The 18,583-nt window shown below is 43.1% G+C and carries 14 protein-coding genes, 2 tRNA genes and 1 pseudogene; 7 read left to right on the forward strand and 10 right to left on the reverse strand.

Features of this window, described 5'->3' with window-relative positions; genetic code table 11:
- Positions 1-300: 300 nt before the first annotated feature.
- From greB to C3F22_RS03245, 3 genes are all read left to right on the forward strand, one after another.
- Positions 301-795, forward strand: a complete 495-nt coding sequence (greB, locus tag C3F22_RS03235) for a transcription elongation factor GreB (RefSeq protein WP_104425877.1) — start codon at positions 301-303, stop codon at positions 793-795.
- A gap of 88 nt (positions 796-883) precedes the next feature.
- Positions 884-974: transfer RNA gene (locus C3F22_RS03240), tRNA-Ser, on the forward strand.
- 261 nt (positions 975-1,235) lie between these two features.
- Positions 1,236-1,326, forward strand: a tRNA-Ser gene (locus tag C3F22_RS03245).
- A 33-nt stretch (positions 1,327-1,359) separates the two neighbouring features.
- Here C3F22_RS03245 and C3F22_RS03250 read toward each other — a convergent pair.
- The gene (locus C3F22_RS03250; protein ID WP_004784727.1) at positions 1,360-2,331 is read right to left on the reverse strand and encodes a LysR substrate-binding domain-containing protein; all 972 of its coding nucleotides are present in this window, start codon (positions 2,329-2,331) and stop codon (positions 1,360-1,362) included.
- A 261-nt stretch (positions 2,332-2,592) separates the two neighbouring features.
- On the opposite strand from C3F22_RS03250, the gene C3F22_RS03255 reads away from it, so the two are divergent.
- The 3 genes from C3F22_RS03255 (at position 2,593) to epmA (ending at position 6,072) form a co-directional block, all read left to right on the forward strand.
- Positions 2,593-3,816 carry an acyl-CoA dehydrogenase gene (locus C3F22_RS03255; RefSeq protein WP_004784725.1) on the forward strand — a complete coding sequence of 408 codons (1,224 nt, stop codon included), beginning with the start codon at positions 2,593-2,595 and terminating at the stop codon, positions 3,814-3,816.
- Positions 3,817-4,027: 211 nt separating this feature from the next.
- Entirely contained in the window at positions 4,028-5,095 is a 1,068-nt protein-coding gene (locus C3F22_RS03260; protein ID WP_004784723.1) for a 4-phosphoerythronate dehydrogenase, read from the forward strand.
- The gene (gene epmA, locus C3F22_RS03265) at positions 5,092-6,072 is read left to right on the forward strand and encodes an EF-P lysine aminoacylase EpmA (RefSeq protein WP_004784720.1); all 981 of its coding nucleotides are present in this window, start codon (positions 5,092-5,094) and stop codon (positions 6,070-6,072) included. Before C3F22_RS03260 ends, epmA begins: the two co-directional genes overlap by 4 nt.
- Positions 6,073-6,089: 17 nt before the next feature.
- Here epmA and C3F22_RS03270 read toward each other — a convergent pair whose 3' ends face one another.
- The 4 genes and pseudogenes from C3F22_RS03270 to C3F22_RS18480 form a co-directional block, all read right to left on the reverse strand.
- Positions 6,090-6,548: a GNAT family N-acetyltransferase gene (locus C3F22_RS03270; RefSeq protein ID WP_004784718.1), complete on the reverse strand. Its 459-nt coding sequence runs from the start codon at positions 6,546-6,548 to the stop codon at positions 6,090-6,092.
- An 80-nt stretch (positions 6,549-6,628) separates the two neighbouring features.
- A complete protein-coding gene (locus tag C3F22_RS03275) occupies positions 6,629-8,212 on the reverse strand; it encodes an IS66-like element ISAba25 family transposase (protein WP_005080957.1) in 1,584 nt (527 codons plus the stop codon).
- Positions 8,213-8,286: 74 nt separating this feature from the next.
- Positions 8,287-8,622 (reverse strand): IS66 family insertion sequence element accessory protein TnpB, encoded by a 336-nt coding sequence (gene tnpB, locus C3F22_RS03280; protein WP_000618091.1) that lies wholly within the window; start codon positions 8,620-8,622, stop codon positions 8,287-8,289.
- Positions 8,619-9,002: pseudogene (locus C3F22_RS18480) on the reverse strand (transposase). The gene tnpB and the pseudogene C3F22_RS18480 overlap by 4 nt, the downstream one beginning before the upstream one ends.
- A 239-nt stretch (positions 9,003-9,241) precedes the next feature.
- On the opposite strand from C3F22_RS18480, the gene C3F22_RS03295 reads away from it, so the two are divergent.
- Entirely contained in the window at positions 9,242-10,105 is an 864-nt protein-coding gene (locus tag C3F22_RS03295; RefSeq protein WP_004729973.1) for an IS982 family transposase, read from the forward strand.
- A gap of 88 nt (positions 10,106-10,193) precedes the next feature.
- On the opposite strand, the gene C3F22_RS03300 is transcribed toward C3F22_RS03295, so the two are convergent.
- The 5 genes from C3F22_RS03300 to metF all read right to left on the reverse strand — a co-directional run bounded on the left by C3F22_RS03300 (position 10,194) and on the right by metF (position 18,563).
- On the reverse strand, positions 10,194-11,426 hold the full coding sequence (locus C3F22_RS03300; RefSeq protein ID WP_004784716.1) for a multifunctional CCA addition/repair protein: 1,233 nt from the start codon (positions 11,424-11,426) through the stop codon (positions 10,194-10,196).
- A gap of 83 nt (positions 11,427-11,509) precedes the next feature.
- The gene (locus tag C3F22_RS03305; protein WP_004784714.1) at positions 11,510-13,789 is read right to left on the reverse strand and encodes an NADP-dependent malic enzyme; all 2,280 of its coding nucleotides are present in this window, start codon (positions 13,787-13,789) and stop codon (positions 11,510-11,512) included.
- Between the two features lie 141 nt (positions 13,790-13,930).
- Positions 13,931-16,807, reverse strand: coding sequence for a putative bifunctional diguanylate cyclase/phosphodiesterase (locus tag C3F22_RS03310; protein ID WP_104425879.1), 2,877 nt, complete (start codon positions 16,805-16,807; stop codon positions 13,931-13,933).
- 177 nt (positions 16,808-16,984) lie between these two features.
- Complete coding sequence (locus tag C3F22_RS03315; RefSeq protein WP_004784710.1) at positions 16,985-17,695, reverse strand: 16S rRNA (uracil(1498)-N(3))-methyltransferase; 711 nt, start codon at positions 17,693-17,695, stop codon at positions 16,985-16,987.
- Between the two features lie 31 nt (positions 17,696-17,726).
- A complete protein-coding gene (metF, locus tag C3F22_RS03320; protein WP_004784708.1) occupies positions 17,727-18,563 on the reverse strand; it encodes a methylenetetrahydrofolate reductase [NAD(P)H] in 837 nt (278 codons plus the stop codon).
- Between the last annotated feature and the right edge of the window lie 20 nt (positions 18,564-18,583).

Here is an 18,583-nt window from a genome sequence, read left to right on the forward strand (position 1 = left end):
AAAGTTTGATAAATTCAATAAGGGTTGGGCAGTCATGACGTCATTCAAAAATGACTAAATTGATCGGGAAATATGTAGAAAAACTACATAGATTAAAAAATAAGCGATTCCAAAAGTAGGGTGCATATTAAAGATCAAAAAATTAATTGTCAAATTTTGTATATAATTTATTTTTTAAATGTAATTTAAGTTGTTGAATTTATTGAAGAAAAAAATTGCACATTCTGGCTTGTCCTAAAACTCCAAATAAAATAAGCTCTTAATGTCTAAAAACTGGTTCAAAATTGGCAATTAAAACACATGAAATCTAACCTGATTACCCGTGGTGGACACGACAAATTGGTGGCAGAACTTAAAAATCTCTGGCATGAAGAACGTCCTGAAATTACCAAAAAAGTGAACTGGGCAGCCAGTCTCGGCGACCGTTCGGAAAACGCAGATTACCAGTATAACAAACAGCTTTTACGTAAAATTGATCGTCGGGTTCGTTATCTGGGCAAGCGGCTGGAAGAGCTGAGAATTGTTGATTTTTCTCCTGAACAGGAAGGTAAAGTTTATTTTGGTGCCTGGGTTGAAATTGAAAATGAACAGGGTGAGCAGAAGAACCTTCGGATCGTAGGCGTCGATGAAATTTATGATCATCATCCGCAGCATATTTCGATTGATTCCCCAATGGCGCGTGCCCTGTTAGGCAAGTCAGTGGATGATGAAGCTGAGGTGATAACGCCATCCGGCAAGAAACTCTGGTTTATCAATTCAATTCGCTATGAAAAGCCAGGAAATTCAGAAGATTAATGAAATTGATTTTATTTTGTGCAGTTGATGCAGAGAAATTGGAAAAATATTTGCCAAGCGCAATTTTTATTTATATGATGGCGGCCATGGAAGCGTGGCAGAGCGGTTTAATGCACCGGTCTTGAAAACCGACGAGGGCTTATACCCCTCCGTGAGTTCGAATCTCACCGCTTCCGCCAGATACGAAAACCCCGATCATTGATCGGGGTTTTTATTTTTAAATTATTAAAATGATTTTAAATTTTCATTGTTCAAAATGATGTGAATATTAAGGCTAAACTTCATTCTGAAAATAAAAATATCAGTATCGAAAGCCTGTGTATAAAATTTTATCTACTCTAAAATTTTCGTCTGATTTTTGACTGAATGAACTGATTTTTACAGAAGTTTTGCGAAAATTTATTGCCAACAAACAGAAATATTTATATGATTGCGGCCATGGAAGCGTGGCAGAGCGGTTTAATGCACCGGTCTTGAAAACCGACGAGGGCTTATACCCCTCCGTGAGTTCGAATCTCACCGCTTCCGCCAGATACGAAAACCCCGATCATTGATCGGGGTTTTTTATTGTCTATTCATGGGGGATAGCTCAGACTCAGATGGAAGGCTGCCTTGAATTTCCTGTTGTATCCAGTCAACAAATTTTTCAATCAGCGGTGAGCTTTCCTGACTGGAATGAACCAGATAATAGCCTCGTTTCCTTTCTAAGGTCTTGCTGGACACCAGTACCAATTCCTGTCGCTTTAATTCTTTTTCAATCAGCATTTGTGGGATCAAGGCCATTCCTATGCCATGACTAGCCACTACAGCGAGCATGGAAAAAAGTTCATGTCGTTGCCCCTGAAAAGGATTCGGATGCTGGATCTGATGCAGCTTGAACCAGTCTTCCCAGATGTTCGGCCGGGTAGTTTGCTGTAATAAAGGGAGTTGAACCAGTTGTTCAGCACTTAAGTCATAGCTGTAGTCATTAATCTTCTGTGCATCGGGAAAATACTGTTGAATCAGATCAGGCGCACAGACAGCAACTACATCTTCATGCATTAGAAAATGGCTATGCGTACCAGGCCATTGTTCAACCTGTTGAGGAGTTCCTGCATAAATGGCAGCATCGAAAATCTGTTCCTGAAACAGAAAAGGGCGGGTGCTGGTTTCTAGATGTACCGTAATTTCAGGATACAGTCGATTAAAGCTCTGGAGTTTAGGTAATAGCCAGCGAGTCGCAAACGTAGGCACTACGCCCAGTTTTAAAGTACCGCCGCGGCCTTGATGCGTAATGACGTCTAGTGTTGACTGTTCCAGTCCTTTGAGATGCGGAGTGATACTCTTTAAATATTGTTGTCCAGCATGATTGAGTTCTACACCATGCCGCGTACGAGTAAATAAAGCTGTACCTAAATACTCTTCCAGTTGCTGGATCTGACGTGAAACTGCACTTTGGGTTAAAAACAGTTCCTGCGCAGCATAGGTATAACTGGCATGACGTGCAGCAGATTCGAAACAGATCAGCGCTTGCAGGGAGGGTATTTTTCTACGCACCTGTTCATCCTTGAACTTAAAATGGTCAGATATCAATAAATGGTATATCACTCTTATACTACTATACGACTTTGGTATAAAAAACAGGCAAATTGGCTAAACAAATAATTTCTAGAAATAGCAACTTATATAAGGTATGCGTAAATTGCATAGCTGCATGCAAATTTATTGTTTGAACAAGTCATGATTCATGCCTAGAGTCAATCTGAAGGATAAAACAACATCATCTAATAGATAGATGAAGGATTGGCAGGGAATACTATGAATCAAATGGTCGATACGAAAAAAACCAGCAAAGTCTATTTTAACTGGCAGGATCCATTCTTACTGGAGCAGCAACTGACCGAAGAAGAACGCATGATCCGTGACAGCGCACATGCATACTGTCAGGGCAAGCTAATGCCACGTGTATTAGAACAGTTCCGTCATGAAAAAACCGATCCCACCATTTTCCGTGAAATGGGTGAGCTAGGTCTGCTGGGTCCAACCATCCCAGAACAATACGGTGGTGCAGGTTTAAACTATGTCAGCTATGGTCTGATTGCACGTGAAGTAGAACGTGTGGATTCCGGTTACCGTTCAATGGCCAGTGTGCAAAGTTCTCTTGTGATGGTGCCAATCAATGAATTTGGTTCTGAAGAACAGAAACAGAAATATTTGCCAAAACTGGCGACCGGTGAATATATCGGCTGTTTCGGTCTGACTGAACCAGATCATGGTTCAGATCCGGGCAGCATGATTACCCGTGCGAAAAAGGTGGATGGTGGTTACCGTCTGACGGGCGCCAAAATGTGGATTACCAACAGTCCGATTGCTGATGTCTTTGTGGTTTGGGCAAAAGAAGTGTCTCCTGAAGGCAATGTCGGTGATATTCGCGGCTTTATTTTAGAAAAAGGCTGGGAAGGGCTTTCTGCACCAGCGATTCACGGTAAAGTTGGCTTATGTGCTTCGATCACCGGTGAAATCGTGATGGACAATGTTTTCGTTCCAGAAGAAAACGCATTCCCCGAAATTCGTGGTCTAAAAGGTCCATTTACCTGTCTGAACAGTGCGCGTTATGGTATTGCCTGGGGTGCGATGGGTGCAGCTGAATTTTGCTGGCACACGGCTCATCAGTACACCATGGACCGTAAACAGTTTGGTCGTCCATTGGCTGCCAATCAGTTAATTCAGAAAAAACTGGCAGACATGCAAACTGAAATTGCGCTGGGTCTGCAAGTGGCATTACGTTTTGGTCGCATGAAAGATGAAGGTATTGCTTCAGTCGAGGGTACTTCACTGATCAAACGTAATAACTGTGGTAAAGCTTTAGACATTGCCCGTTTAGCGCGTGACATGATGGGCGGTAACGGGATCTCTGATGAATTCGGTGTAGCTCGTCATCTGGTAAACCTGGAAGTGGTCAATACTTATGAAGGTACCCATGATGTACACGCCTTGATTCTAGGTCGTGCGCAAACGGGTATTGCTGCATTCTCCCATTAAAAGAGGAAACTTTTTAGTGCAGGGTATGGCTTTCAATAGCCTAACCCTGCGTCATTTTCTTACTCCAATTACACTCCTTTGCCGAAGTGATGTTTGACTTTGGCATTTTTTATATCTCTATGTTTGCAAGAATTCATCTAAAGCTTGAGTGAAAATAGTCACATCCTGGTTGACGCGGTATGATAGACAGATTCAGTCATTGGAACAGATTATGAAAATTGTCGCAGATGAAAATCTGGCATTTACCGATTATTTCTTTGCAGAATTTGGCGATATTCAGCATCGTGCAGGAAGAACTCTCACTGCGGAAGATGTAAAAGATGCCGAGGCTTTATTGGTTCGTTCCGTGACCAAAGTCAATGCAGCACTCGTACAGGACAGTCAGATTAAATTTGTTGGCAGTGCCACTATTGGTACAGATCATCTGGACATTGCTGCACTAGAACAACAGAACATTCGCTGGAGCAATGCACCCGGTTGTAATGCACAGGCGGTGGCTGAATATGTGATTACGGCTTTATTGCATTTACAACTCCAATTGATCAATGCAAATAAAGAATTCACCTTGGGTATTGTGGGTCTAGGAAATGTCGGTTCACGTTTGGCAACAATGGCCAAATTGCTGGGTTGGAATGTGATTGCCTACGATCCCTTTGTGCAGCGTGATCAGGTTCATCAGGTTGAATTTGAAGAATTGCTAAAAGCAGCAGATGCCATTTCCATTCATGTGCCTTTAACCAAAACAGGTCAGCATCCGACTTATCATTTAATTAATGCTAATGCTCTTGGACAAATGAAGCCAGAAGCCATTTTAATTAATTCAGCGCGTGGGCCAGTTGTTGAAGAAGCGGCATTAATTGCTGATATTCAGACAACTCAACGTCAGGTTGTACTTGATGTCTTTGAGCATGAACCGGAAATTTCTGAACAGCTGCTGAATCTGATTACCTTGGTGACGCCGCATATTGCAGGTTATAGTCTGGAAGGTAAGGCACGCGGTACTCAAATGATTTACGAGGCATTTTGCCAGACTTTTGGCTTTGAGATTAATAAGCAGTTTGAAAGCCAATTGCCTGTCTGTGAACAGTTTTTCCAGAATCAGGATTTAAAACTGGCGCTACAACAGCATTTAACCCAGATCTATGATATCGCCCGTGATGATGCCAATCTGCGTGCATGTTTAAAAGATGGTAAAGTCGATCAGAAAGCATTTGATTATTTACGTAAAACGTATCCACTACGACGTGAATGGGCCGCTCATGGAGGGCCAAAGGCATGAGGCAAACAGTATCTTATCAACCGACCTGCGACTTAAAAGCCATTAAAGCACGTGCCAACATGTATGCCCAGCTTCGTCAGTTTTTTGCTGAACGTGACGTGCTGGAAGTGGAAACCCCGATTTTATCTCAAGCTGGTGTGACCGATGTGCATCTGGCTTCGATTCAGGCCCAGCGTCATGTCATGGGTAAGCTCAGCACACATTATCTACAGACGTCGCCTGAATTTGCCATGAAACGTTTATTGGCCAGTGGTAGTGGACCAATTTACCAGATCTGTAAAGTGTTTCGGGATGATGAACACGGCCGCAAGCATAACAGTGAATTCAGTATGCTGGAATGGTATCGACCGGGCTTTAGTCTGAAAGATCTGATGTTTGAAGTGACAGATCTGTTAAATGTGACGCTTAAGGCCCGTTTTGGGGAAATCCGTCCCACTGTCCTTAGCTATAAACATGCCTTTATGGATCGCTTGGATCTCAATCCTTTACAGGCCACTTTGCAGCAACTCAAAGATTGTTGTCGCCGGGTAGGTCTCAATCTGGACTTGGGTGATGACCGTTTAGGATATATCGACCTTTTATTCTCACATATGGTCGAGCCAAGCCTGGGGTTCGATACGGCTGTATTTCTGACAGATTTTCCACCGGAACTGGCATCATTGGCTAAAACCAGAATCGATGAAGATGGGGAGCTGGTTGCAGCCCGTTTTGAGCTGTATATCGAAGGGCTGGAACTGGCCAATGCTTATGATGAGCTGATTGATGCTGAAGTTTTACGTTCCCGCTTTGAAGCAGATAATGCAGAACGGGCAGCGCTTGGCTTGCATGTCATGCCGATTGATGAGTATTTGCTGGCGGCATTGCCACAAATGCCGGAATGTTCAGGTATTGCCCTAGGTCTTGATCGCTTGCTGATGATTGCAACCAATCAGATGAAATTGGAAAAAGTGATTACTTTCCCTGCTGAAATTTCATAAATTAAATCCACGATTGATCAGCTGGTCATGACTGGCTGATCCAGATGCTTACGAAATCCAATACTATAACTGTCAAAGCCCAGTCCTTGATAAAAGGCATGCGCAGGATGGCGTTCTTCGCGTTTTCCGCTGTTGAGCTGAATCATCTTGAAGCCTTGCTCTTTTGCAATCTGTTCAATAGCAGCCATCAGTTGCTTGCCAATACCTTTTCCACGATGGGCCTGATCAATTACAAAAGCCTGAATCCTTAAATATCCACCGTCAAATTCCCAAGTGTATTCCTGAATAAAATCGGCATAGCCGATCACATGTGAATTCTGTTCTATAACCAGTGTCTGATAATGACTGTCTTGATGGAGATGCTCCCAACGCTGTTTGATATTTTCCAGCGTAGAGGGATAGCCAAGCTGAATCGTGAGTTGATGAACATCATGCAGGTCTCTTTCAAGATCCAGTTGACGGATGAGATAAGTCATTGGACATGGTCTTAGCTAAAAATAATATCAATCATAATCAATATTTACTGTAAGCGTCCGCTGAATCCCATACCTATTTTTTAATTCGATTTAGGTTTCCAGCAGTGCGGCAGCAATTCTTCAATTTGGGTCACTTTGTGTGTCGGTAACCTTTTCAGCACATCACTTAAATAGGCATACGGATCCAAGCCATTCAGCTTTGCTGACTGGATTAAAGTCATGATGTTTGCCGCTCGCTGACCACTGCGCAGCGAACCTGCAAACAGCCAGTTCTTGCGTCCCAACGCCCAGGGACGCATCTGATTCTCTACCCAATTGTTGCATATCGGTAGATTGCCATCATCCAGATAGCGGCTTAAGGCTGGCCAACGCTTCAGAGTGTAATTGATAGCCTTGGCGGTGGGAGAACTCGATGGCACTGTCAGATGATGTTGGTTGAGCCATTCATATAGTTGTTGCATCACTGGTTGACTATGCTGTTGTCGGTATTCGCGGCGGTCTTCCGCTGTACCATCGGTCTTTTTCCTGAGTTCTGCTTCTATCGCATACAGTTTCTGAATCAGCACTAAGGCCTGTTCAGCAACCTGACTTTTCCCAGTTACATGCAGTTCATGGAATTTACGACGTGCATGGGCCATGCACCCCACCTCAATCACCTGGCCTGATTTAAAACGTGCTTTATAACCACTGTAATCATCACAGACTAGATAGCCCTGCCAGCCTTTCAAGAACTCTTCAGCATGCTGGCCTGAACGACTATCCTGAAAGTCATAGATCACCGCCTGAACTGGATTATACTGTGTGGTGGCATAGGCCCAGACATAACCTTTCTTCGGTTTTTTATTATTCTCACCCATCCGCATGATGGTGACCGGTGTTTCATCTGCATGCAGCACCCGCTGTTGCAGCACCACCTCTTTTAAGGCATTGGCCAGAGGTTCCAGTTCTACACCGCAGCGACCTATCCAATCAGATAAAGTGGATCTGGACAGATCAATGCCAGCCCGCTGATAGATCAGGCGCTGACGGTACAGCGGCAAATGATCGGCATACTTCGATACCAGCACATGGCTGAGCAATTCAGGTGAAGCAATGCCTTTATCAATCACATAGGCGGGCATCGCTTGCTGAGTTAGAGTGTCACACTGATCACAGACCCATTTACCACGCACATGCTGTTCCTTATAGAACTGTGCCGGTCTGAAATGCAGTTTTTCACTGACATCTTCGCCGATACGACGGAGTTGGCAGCCACAAGCACATTGGGTTGATGCAGGTTCATGCTCAATACGGATGGTGTGTAGATGATCTGGCAGTGGTCGACGTTTAGGTTTATTGGTTTTGGCTTTCTGTGTCGCTGCATTGGTTTTATCTGCATTTAGCCGTTCCAGTTCTAGATCAACCGCGGCAATATCTTCTTCAACCGCTTCATCCCAGAGATGGATTTGTTTTGCCGTTAAGTGTTCATTCTTTTGGGCGAATTTGTGCTTTTTAAACAGCGCCAGTTCATGCTCGTATTTTTGATTGAGAATAGAAAGATGTTGAACTTTGGCATCCAATTGTTGGTTTGATTGTGCTAGAGACTGATGCTGCAGCGCCAACTGCCTGGTGAATTCCAGCAGTTGTTCATGGGTCAGTTGGCTTAAGTCAGGCAGCGTATTCATGACCGCAGTATGCCTGAGGTCATGAGAAGAATGAAATAGAACGTTTGGAGAATAGCAGAATGGTCGAGCCTGGTTTAAAGCATCGTCACCACCTGCTGTCGTCCAATGCGCTGCCAGGGCAAACCTTGGATCAGTGCCTGTAACTGTTCCGGGCTGAGGGCCACGGTTTCACCTTGGTGAACTTGAGCCCAGTGAAATTTGCCCTGTTCCAGCCGCCGGGCACACAGCCAGATGCCCAATCCATCATGTACCAGCACTTTCATGCGATGGCCACGTTTATTACAGAACAGGTAAGCACAATGCGGTTTGATGTAGCCAAAGGCTCTCACCACCTGAGCCATGGTCGTATCCATACCTGCACGCATGTCCATGGGCTGAGTAGACAACCAGATTTCATCAATGCGGATCATGTTGCAAGTGCCTTGAGTAATTCTGCCAAGGCAGGTATTTCTGATGTCTGCCATTTTAGCTGAATATCATTATTCGTATGAGGCACGGTGATACACAACGTGATCCTCTCATCAATAGGTTGGCTGATTGCAGCAGTGTAAGGCAAAGCAATAAATGCTGGATTCACATGAGTAGGATCCTGCACGGCACCCTCATGATGGCTGAAGATCCTGATCCAACGACTGACAAGGTTGGCATTAATACTATGTTGCAGTGTGACCGAAGCGATCGAGGTATTAGGATTTTTTCAGGCATTGACAATACTGAGTTTGAATTCTTTGCTGTATTTTCGGCGTTTTTTAGCAACAGGAGGTGTTGCTGAATATATATCCATGTTCATGGATTAAGTCCCCACTTGTTTTTAGGTGGGAACTAAATTAAGGCTTATAGGATCGCTTGGTAAGGCTGTGTTAGCCGGATGCTTACTATTTACTTTGCTTAAGTGTTGAAATTACACGATAGCTTCAAAGAATTATTGCTATTTAACCTGAGTTCGACATAAAAAATAAATAAAAAAAAGCCTTAGCATCTGTAATATCTTGGTTACGAAGACAAAACATTTCAGAGCAAGGCTTTTTCATGGACTATATTACCGAATTATTTTGTATCTTGGATGATTTCTGCAAAAAGTTTAATGAATCTTTAGAGAAAGCTCTAATTTCTGATCAAAAAACAACAATGAAAAAGTCAGCTTTAAGCTTGTCTGAAGTCATGACCATTGTCATTTTATTTCATAAATCCGGGTTTAGATTTTTCAAATATTTTTATTGTCATATGATCATCCCATTTTGGAAATCAGCTTTTCCCAAGCTTCTTAGTTACAATCGTTTTATTGAAATTATGCCGCGTTGTTTGCAAGCTTTGAGTAGTTTCTTCCATCAAGTTAAAGGAGAAGATACCGGAATTTGTATTATTGATTCGACTAAATTGGTCGTTTGCCATAATCTTAGAATTAAAAGACATCGTGTATTTAAAGGCTTAGCTGGTCGTGGTAAAAGTAGCACAGGTTGGTTTTATGGATTTAAAGTCCATATTGTTATCAACAACTTGGGTGAAATTATTAATCTCAAGATTACATCGGGAAGTGTTCATGATGTTGCTGTACTTGAATCTTTAACCCAAGAGTTAAAAGGTATTTTACTGGGCGATAAAGGCTATCTGAGTAAAGCAAAAACTGAAGCTTTAGCAGCAAGGGGGCTCAGACTATTAACCCCGTCACGCAAGAATATGAAAAATAAACCCATCCAAACTGAAGAAGAAAAACAATTGCTTTGCAGAAGAGGATTGATCGAAACAGTGAATGATCAGTTAAAAAACTTACATCAAATTGACCATTCACGTCATCGTTCGGTGAATAACTTTATGGTGAATATTATGGCTGCTATAGTGGCTTATTGCTTAAATCCAAATAAGCCAACTTTCCAAAACTTGCTAAAAAGCTAAAATATTTCATCGAACTCAGGTTATTTATATAGAAAATCGAGATGAGTAAGATTTAAGATATTAAAAGGCTCCCGAAGGAGCCTGATGTTTAAAGTATGGCACTATGCTGTTCTTTCAGTTCTGCCAGAGCGGCAATCCGTCGTTCAATTAGCATCTCACCAATATCCGGACCTTGAATTTCTGGTGGCAAATCTTGAGCTTTAATACTGCGAACCACCTGCATGGCATCCAGCACATATTGAGCCTGAGGATAAGCACGATTTTCCAACCCTAAGCGGCCGCGAGAGTCACATTCACAGGCCTGTACAAAAGCTTCAACACGTTCAGGACGACGCAATACATCTAGACGCTGTAATAAACGCCATAAAGTGCCAGGTTTTAAGTTAAAAGCCTGATGGCATTTTAAGTGTTCCTTACAAACTGCCAATGCCAGTTGTTTGGTATGAGTCGGAACTCTTAAACGTTCACACAGCTCATTTACCGGTTTAATCCCACGTTCTTCATGCATGATATGGCGTGGCAATTCTTCCACAGGGGTTAATGCCTTACCCAGGTCATGAACCAGAACCGCAAAACGCACATCCAGACTATAATTTTGGCGACAGGCTTGCTGTAAAGACATCATGGTATGAATACCACAGTCAATTTCCGGATGATATTCAGGACGTTGCGGAATGCCATATAAGGCATCCAGTTCCGGGAACAGTACTTTTAAAGCACCACAACTACGTAATACTTCAAAATACACATCTGCATCTTGTTCCATTAGTGCGCGTGTGGTTTCTTTCCAGACCCGCTCAGGTGTCAATGCATTAAGCTCGCCCGATTCCGCCAGCTGCTTCATCAGCACCAACGTTTCTTCTGCAATGCTAAAACCCTGATGTTGATAACGCGCAGCAAAGCGGGCAATCCTTAAAACACGTAAAGGATCTTCGACAAAAGCTTCTGATACATGACGCAGTACACGATCAGCCAGATCTTTTTGACCGCCATAAGGATCATAAATCTTGCCTGAATCATCCATGGCCATGGCATTGATGGTCAAGTCACGGCGGATCAGATCCTCTTCCAAGGTAACATTAATATCGGTATAAAATTCGAAACCATGATAACCATAGCCAGACTTGCGTTCGGTACGTGCCAGAGCATATTCGTCTTTGGTTTCAGGGTGAAGAAAAACAGGAAAGTCCTTGCCAACAGGTTGAAAACCTTCAGCAAGCAATTGTTCCGGCGTCGCGCCGACAACCACATAATCTTTTTCGTGATAGGGGTGTCCAAGTAAATGATCCCGAACTGCACCGCCTACTAAATAAACTTGCATGAAAAAACCTCTATTCTTACAAGCATCATGCTACAGAATAGAGGTTTTCTCAAGTCAAGAAGTTACGCTAATGCGTACATTCCTTAGAGCGCGTTTTTTTCTGCTTCCTGAATTTCAGCGACAGTTAACGCAGTCATATTCACTACGCGACGAGTCGTTGCAGTTGGTGTCAAGATATGAACAGGTTTCGCAGCACCAAGCAGGATAGGACCAATGGTCACGTTGTTACCTGAAGTTGCTTTTAACAGGTTAAACGAAATATTGGCTGCATCCAGATTTGGCATGATCAGTAAGTTTGCAGAACCTTTGAAGCGAGAGTTCGGGAATGCAAACTGACGGATATTTTCGTCTAATGCTGCATCACCATGCATTTCACCTTCAACTTCAAGCTCAGGTGCAGTTTCAGAAAGGATTTCATATACACGGCGCATTTTTTGTGCGCTGGCATCGTGCTGGTCTGAACCGAAGCTAGAGTGAGAAAGTAGGGCAACACGTGGTGTAATACCGAAACGACGTACTTCTTCAGCAGCCAGAATCGTCATCTCAGCAAGCTGTTCAGCCGTTGGATTACGGTTGATGTAGGTATCTGCGATGAACAGGTTACGCTCTTCAAGCATTAATGCGTTTAAGGTGAAGAAGGTATTATGGCCATCCTGTTTGCCGATGACATTGCTGACAAAGTCCAGATGGATGTCGTAGCTTGAGTACGTACCACATAACATACCGTCCGCCATGCCATGACGTACCAGCATCGCAGCGATCAGGGTAGAACGGCGACGCGCTTCACGGTGTGCATATTCAGGCGTTACACCTTTACGTTGCATCAGGTTATAATAGTCGTCTGCAAATTTTTCGTAATCCGGGTTCTTTTCCTGATCCACGATGGTGATGTTGACACCATCTTCAAGACGTAAGCCCAATTTCTTGATATTCGCTTCGATGACTGCTGGACGGCCCACCAGAATCGGTTTTGCCAAGCCTTCATCCACTGCAATTTGTGCAGCACGAAGTACGCGCAGGTCTTCACCTTCTGCATAAGCGATACGTTTAGGATCTGTTTTAGCTTGTGCAAAGATTGGTTTCATCATGAAGGCTGAGTTGTAAACAAACTCAGACAGACGTTGACGATATGCCGAAAAATCTTGAATCGGACGAGTCGCTACGCCAGAATCCATTGCAGCTTGTGCAACTGCAGGCGCAATTTCCAGAATCAGACGTTGATCCAGTGGACCAGGAATCAAGTAATCACGGCCGAAAGAAGCTGATTTTTCACCATAAGATGCAGCATCTGCTTCTACGTGTGCCATACGTGCAATCGCGTGTACGCAGGCAATTTTCATCTCTTCATTAATGGTGGTTGCACCAACGTCTAATGCACCACGGAAGATATAAGGGAAGCACAGTGCATTGTTTACCTGGTTTGGATAGTCAGAACGGCCAGTTGCCATGATCACGTCATCACGAACTTCGTGTGCATGTTCAGGCAGAATTTCTGGATCTGGGTTCGCCAAGGCAAAGATAATTGGATCTTTGGCCATCAATTTCACCATTTCTTTGGTGAGAATACCGGCTGCTGAAAGACCCAGGAACATGTCTGCACCTGCAATCACGTCACCGATCTGAGAGGCGTCAATATCTTGTACATATGCTCTTTTAGATTCGTCCAGACCTTCACGTTTAGTTGTTAATAAACCACGTGAGTCAGCAACGATGATATTTTCTTTTTTCGCGCCAAGGGCACAAAGCAAGTTCAAGCAAGACAGGGCAGCAGCGCCGGCACCTGAAGCAATGATCTTGATTTCATCAATTTTTTTGCCGTTTAATTGCAAAGCATTAAGAAGAGCAGAACCTACAATGATTGAAGTACCATGCTGGTCATCGTGGAACACAGGAATTTTCATGCGTTCACGAAGTTTCTGTTCAATATAGAAACATTCTGGAGCCTTGATATCTTCCAGGTTGATCCCGCCAAAAGTGGGTTCTAGAGAAGCGACAATATCAACAATCTTGTCGGGATCATTTTCAGCAATTTCGATATCGAATACATCAACACCCGCAAATTTTTTGAACAGTACGCCTTTACCTTCCATGACTGGTTTAGACGCCAGTGGGCCAATATTACCCAAACCAAGAACTGCTGTACCGTTACTGACCACTGCAACCAGGTTACCGCGTGCGGTATACAGTGCAGCTGTTGAAGGATCACGTTCAATCTCAAGACATGGTGCGGCAACGCCAGGCGAGTAAGCAAGGGCTAAGTCACGTTGGTTGACCAATTGTTTGCTTGGTGTAACGCTGATTTTTCCTGGAGTAGGGAATTCGTGATAGTAAAGAGCCTGCTGCTTTAAAGATTGTTCGTCCATCTGTATCTCTATCGTTGTAAAGATTACCCAGAAAGCGGGTAAAAAATTGCATTTATGGCTCTGAATATAACATTTGTTAAGCACTTAGCCCAGTCAAAGTCGACTATTTTTGCGACAATCTTATTCGAGGTAGATATAGACTTAGACTTGATATATATAAGTTTCAGCGATGCGATTCTGTTCTAAATATGCAGTTGCTTCCAGTTCAGGCAATGGCTTGGAGAAGAAGTAGCCTTGGGCAATATCACAATCTAAATCACGTAGATATTGCAGCTGTTCTTCAGTTTCAATACCTTCAGCGACGACAGTCATACCCATGGCTTTACCCATCGCGACCATGGCACTGACAATCGCTTCCTGTTTATGTTCACCAATTTTAGAGACAAAACTGCGGTCAATTTTGAGAATGTCAATAGGAAAATCGGCAAGATAGGATAAAGAAGAATAACCGGTTCCGAAGTCATCCAGCGAGATATTAATCTGGCGCTGTTTGATCTGGTTCAGCAGATTTTTGACAGATTCAGAGTTTTCAATCAGTGAAGATTCAGTAATTTCCAGTTCCAGACTGGTGCCAGAAATCTGGTTTTCGGTAATGGCCTGATCCAGATCATCGAGTAACTGACCACGACGCAGTTGCTGTGCCACGATATTCACAGAGACACAGATATTATGAAAGCCAAGGTCATTCCATTCACGAATCTGTCTAGCAGTTTGCTGAATCACCAGACGGCCGATCTCGGAAATCAGGCTGGTCTGTTCGGCTAAAGGAATAAACAGGTCAGGTGGGATAATACCTTTCTCTGGATGTTTCCAGCGCACTAAAGCTTCAAAGCCATAAATGTGCTGGTCATTGAAATTAATTTTTGGTTGATAGTAGACTACTAGTTCACCATTCTGGATGGCTTTACGCAGATCGCGTTCAATGAAAATTCCCTGTTCCAGTAAGGCCGTATTTTCATTGGAGTAGAAATGGATTGTATTACCACCGAGATTTTTGGCTTCACTCAGCGCCTGTTCAGCACAGTTATTCAAATAATCTAACTGACGGCCATGATCCGGATAGAAAGCCACGCCCATCGATAGGGTAATCACATAATCTTGTCCAAAAATATGGAAAGGAGCCTGGAAGGCTTCAGCAACTCGTTGACAGTGTTCTTGTACAGACGGGCGAATATGCGAGATTTCATACAAAATTGCAAAGTCATCGCCATTTAGGTGGGCCACAAACAGGGCTTCAGCATTGGTCAGACGTAAGCGTTGTGCCACCTGACGCAACAGCTCATCACCGCCATTATTAGACAGGTATTCATTCAATGGACGGAAACGGTCGATATTGAGTCGAATCACAGCCATTTTCTTGATGGAATCTTTTTGCGTCATCAGATACTGATGCAGCTGGTAGTTATAGTAAAAACGGTTTGGCAAATCAGTCAGCGTGTCATAATTTTCCAGATAAGACAGGCGCTGTTCCTGTAATTTACGCTCAGTCAGATCAGAAACAATGCCGATATAGTGGGTGATACGACCTTCATCATCAGTAATCGCATTGATATGCAACCAGAGTGGCATTTCTTTGCTGGACAGGAATTTTTCACTCAGTTCGCCATCAAAGGATCCGATTTTCACGACTTGCTTGATGATGTTGGAATGAATAGTGCGCTGCTGTGACTTATGACTTGCAGTGATATCAAACAGATATTTACCCAAGATGTCATTACGTTCAAAACCGGACAAATTCTCGAAATAAGGATTCACTTCGATATAACGTAATTCATCATTTAAAATGAAGATTCCTTCAGCCGCCTGCTCGATCACACTGGCTGCCAGTTTCAAGCGTTCTTGAGAGCTACGTTCCTGCTGAATATCACGCAAAATTCCGACCATGCGTAAAGGGCGGTGAGTTTCAGGATCGCGACTGATCACCCGGCCTACATCATGTACCCAGCTCCAGACTCCCGGTGCTTGCTGAATCCGGTAAGTTACTTCATAGCGCTCAGTTTTCCCACGCAAATGCTGTTTCATATTGCTTTTGAACGCAGCCAGATCATCAGGATGAATCATATGCTGTAACTGTAAATGATGTTCGCTGGATTTCCGTTGTACTTTCTCATCTTTATGATTGGTCAGCAAAATACTGCGGTCTTTGATATTCCAGTCCCATGGACGGATACCGGCGATTTCATGAGTCAGTTCAAGGTTTTGCTGCTGGTTTTTCAGATCAATATTAATCTGTTCAATATCATAGGTACGTTCACGAACTTTCTGTTCCAGTAGCTGGTTGCTGAGTTGTAGCTCCAGTTTAATATCTTTGGATTTATTGACTTCAGTTTGTAGCTGTTTGCATAGCTCATCAGTCCAGGCGACCTGCTGTTCGGCATTACTCACCAGCAATTCATTTTCTGCATAAAGGCGGGAAGTACGGGTATGAATACGATAGGTACTATTGGCACAGAGCAGGATCACAATGACTGCAAAATTTAGTGCCAGGCCAAAGACCGGATTGGCACCCGAGATATGAAAAAACTGAAAGAGTAAAAAGGGTACCAATGAAGGTAAAAATACCAGTGAAAAGTAACTGAGCTTCTGGGTTAAATAAGTCAGACCAAAAGCTTGAGTCACGATTAATAGCAAAGCCGAAAGGGTGAGTGCTTCTATTTCATCAAAATTGATATTGGCCTGTGGTAGGTAATAATAAATCAGAGAAATACCGGAAGCGATACAGCAACCTACCGCAAGGCTTTGAATCTGTAACCAGTAATGTGCATTTTTCAGTTGATATTGTTCAGGCTTAAAATACAGAGTATTGATGAGCCAGCACATACTAACGGTAATTTCAGTCAGGATAAACCAGAGATTAAAGTAACTATTCGATGAGCTATATTGAATGTGATAAACACAGAAAATATAGAGGCAAATAATCATGATACTTAACAGAAAATATCGGCTATGTCGAAGCGTGTTCGCAATCTGAGCACGATGCAAGTGCTCTTTGATATAAGCCTCTTGATTATCAATCATATAATTAAGTGCCTTGTATTCGTCCTGAACGGTTTTTATCCTAGATTTTAATTTTTATTCAAGCCTGAATGATTCTTAAATCAATCAATATGTGTTTCATTATTATTGACTCAAGAGTAGAGTGCTTATAAATAAAAATCAATAAAATTAATAACCAAATTTTACAATTTTGATCGCTTAAATAGTGTAATTCAAAATTGAGAGAGCAACGACAGGAGCAGTTTCGGTACGCAGGACACGCTCACCAATACACCAATTGACAAAGCCTTGAGCATTCGCCGCTAGGATTTCTACTTCACTCAAGCCGCCTTCAGGGCCAATTAGCAAAGCAATATCTGGTGTGGCATTCGCCAGAACATCAATTTCTTCTTTGTTTGGTGCTAGGACTAGTTTGGTAGTAGGAAGATCGGTTTCCAGCCATTTTTCAAGTGACATTGGCGCTAAAATTTTAGGAACAATATTCAGACCACACTGTTCACAGGCGGCAATGGCTACACCTTGCCAGTGATCCAGTTTCTTTTGATCACGATCGTATTTCAGTCGCATCTCACAGCGTTCAGAGGTTAAAAGCTGAATTTCAGATACACCCAGTTCGACCGCTTTCTGGATCGCATAATCCATGCGGTCACCTTTACTCATGACCTGACCAAGCAAGGCTTGAAATTTTGGTGTGCGATCAGTAGGGTTATAGCTATTGACCTGTACAGCAGCCGACTTTTTGGAAACTTCAACCAGTTCAACTTCATATTCACCACCTTGTCCATTAAACAGGGTGGCTTTTTCGCTGACTTGAGCACGTAAAACTTTAACCCAATGATGAAACACTGTTTCAGTCAGTTCTACAGTGGTATCTACTGCTAAATCAGCTTCAATAAAAAAACGCGGCATTAAAGTTTTACTCTCAAATCAGGTATTTTACTTATGCAAGACCGAGGTCTTTAACAAGTTGACGGGTTGGATCAGTGGTATTCATGGTATAGAAGTGCAAGCTTGGTGCACCGCCAGCAATTAGGCGTTCGCAGAATTTCACCACGACTTCATGACCAAAGGCTTTAATGCTTGCAGTGTCATCCCCATAAGTTGCCAGTTGCTTGCGAATCCAGCGTGGAATTTCTGCGCCTGTACCATCTGCGAAGCGAATCAGGTTACTGGCATTGGTAATCGGCATAATACCCGGCGCAACAGGAATATCGATTCCAGCTTTCTGGATACGGTCTACAAAGTAGAAGTATGCATCTGGATTAAAGAAGAACTGGGTCAATGCAGCATTAGCGCCAGCATTTACTTTATCCACAAAGTGCTGAATGTCTTTATCAAAGCTGTCTGCTTGTGGATGCATTTCAGGATAAGCCGCAACTTCAATATGAAAATGGTCACCAGAATGTTCACGGATAAAGCGAACCAGATCCTGTGCATAAGGCAATTCACCTAGGCCCACCTGACCAGATGGCAAGTCACCACGCAGCGCGACAATACGATCAATCCCTTGAGATTTATACAAATCAAGCAATTCAGCAATACGCGCTTTATCATCGCCGATACAAGACAGGTGAGGGGCAACAGGTGTGCCTTTACCGTTAAAATCATTGATCGTAGATAAAGTGCGTTCGCGTGTTGAACCACCCGCGCCATACGTCACAGAAAAGAATTCTGGATTCAGCAGTTGTAGTTCTTGATGTACGGTTTTAAGTTTTTCTGCACCCGCATCAGTTTTGGTCGGGAAAAACTCAAAAGAAATTGGAATCTGTTTAGACATGTTCAAATCCTTTTTATAAA

It is taken from the genome of Acinetobacter sp. ACNIH1 (genome assembly GCF_002934695.1).
Classification (GTDB): domain Bacteria; phylum Pseudomonadota; class Gammaproteobacteria; order Pseudomonadales; family Moraxellaceae; genus Acinetobacter; species Acinetobacter variabilis.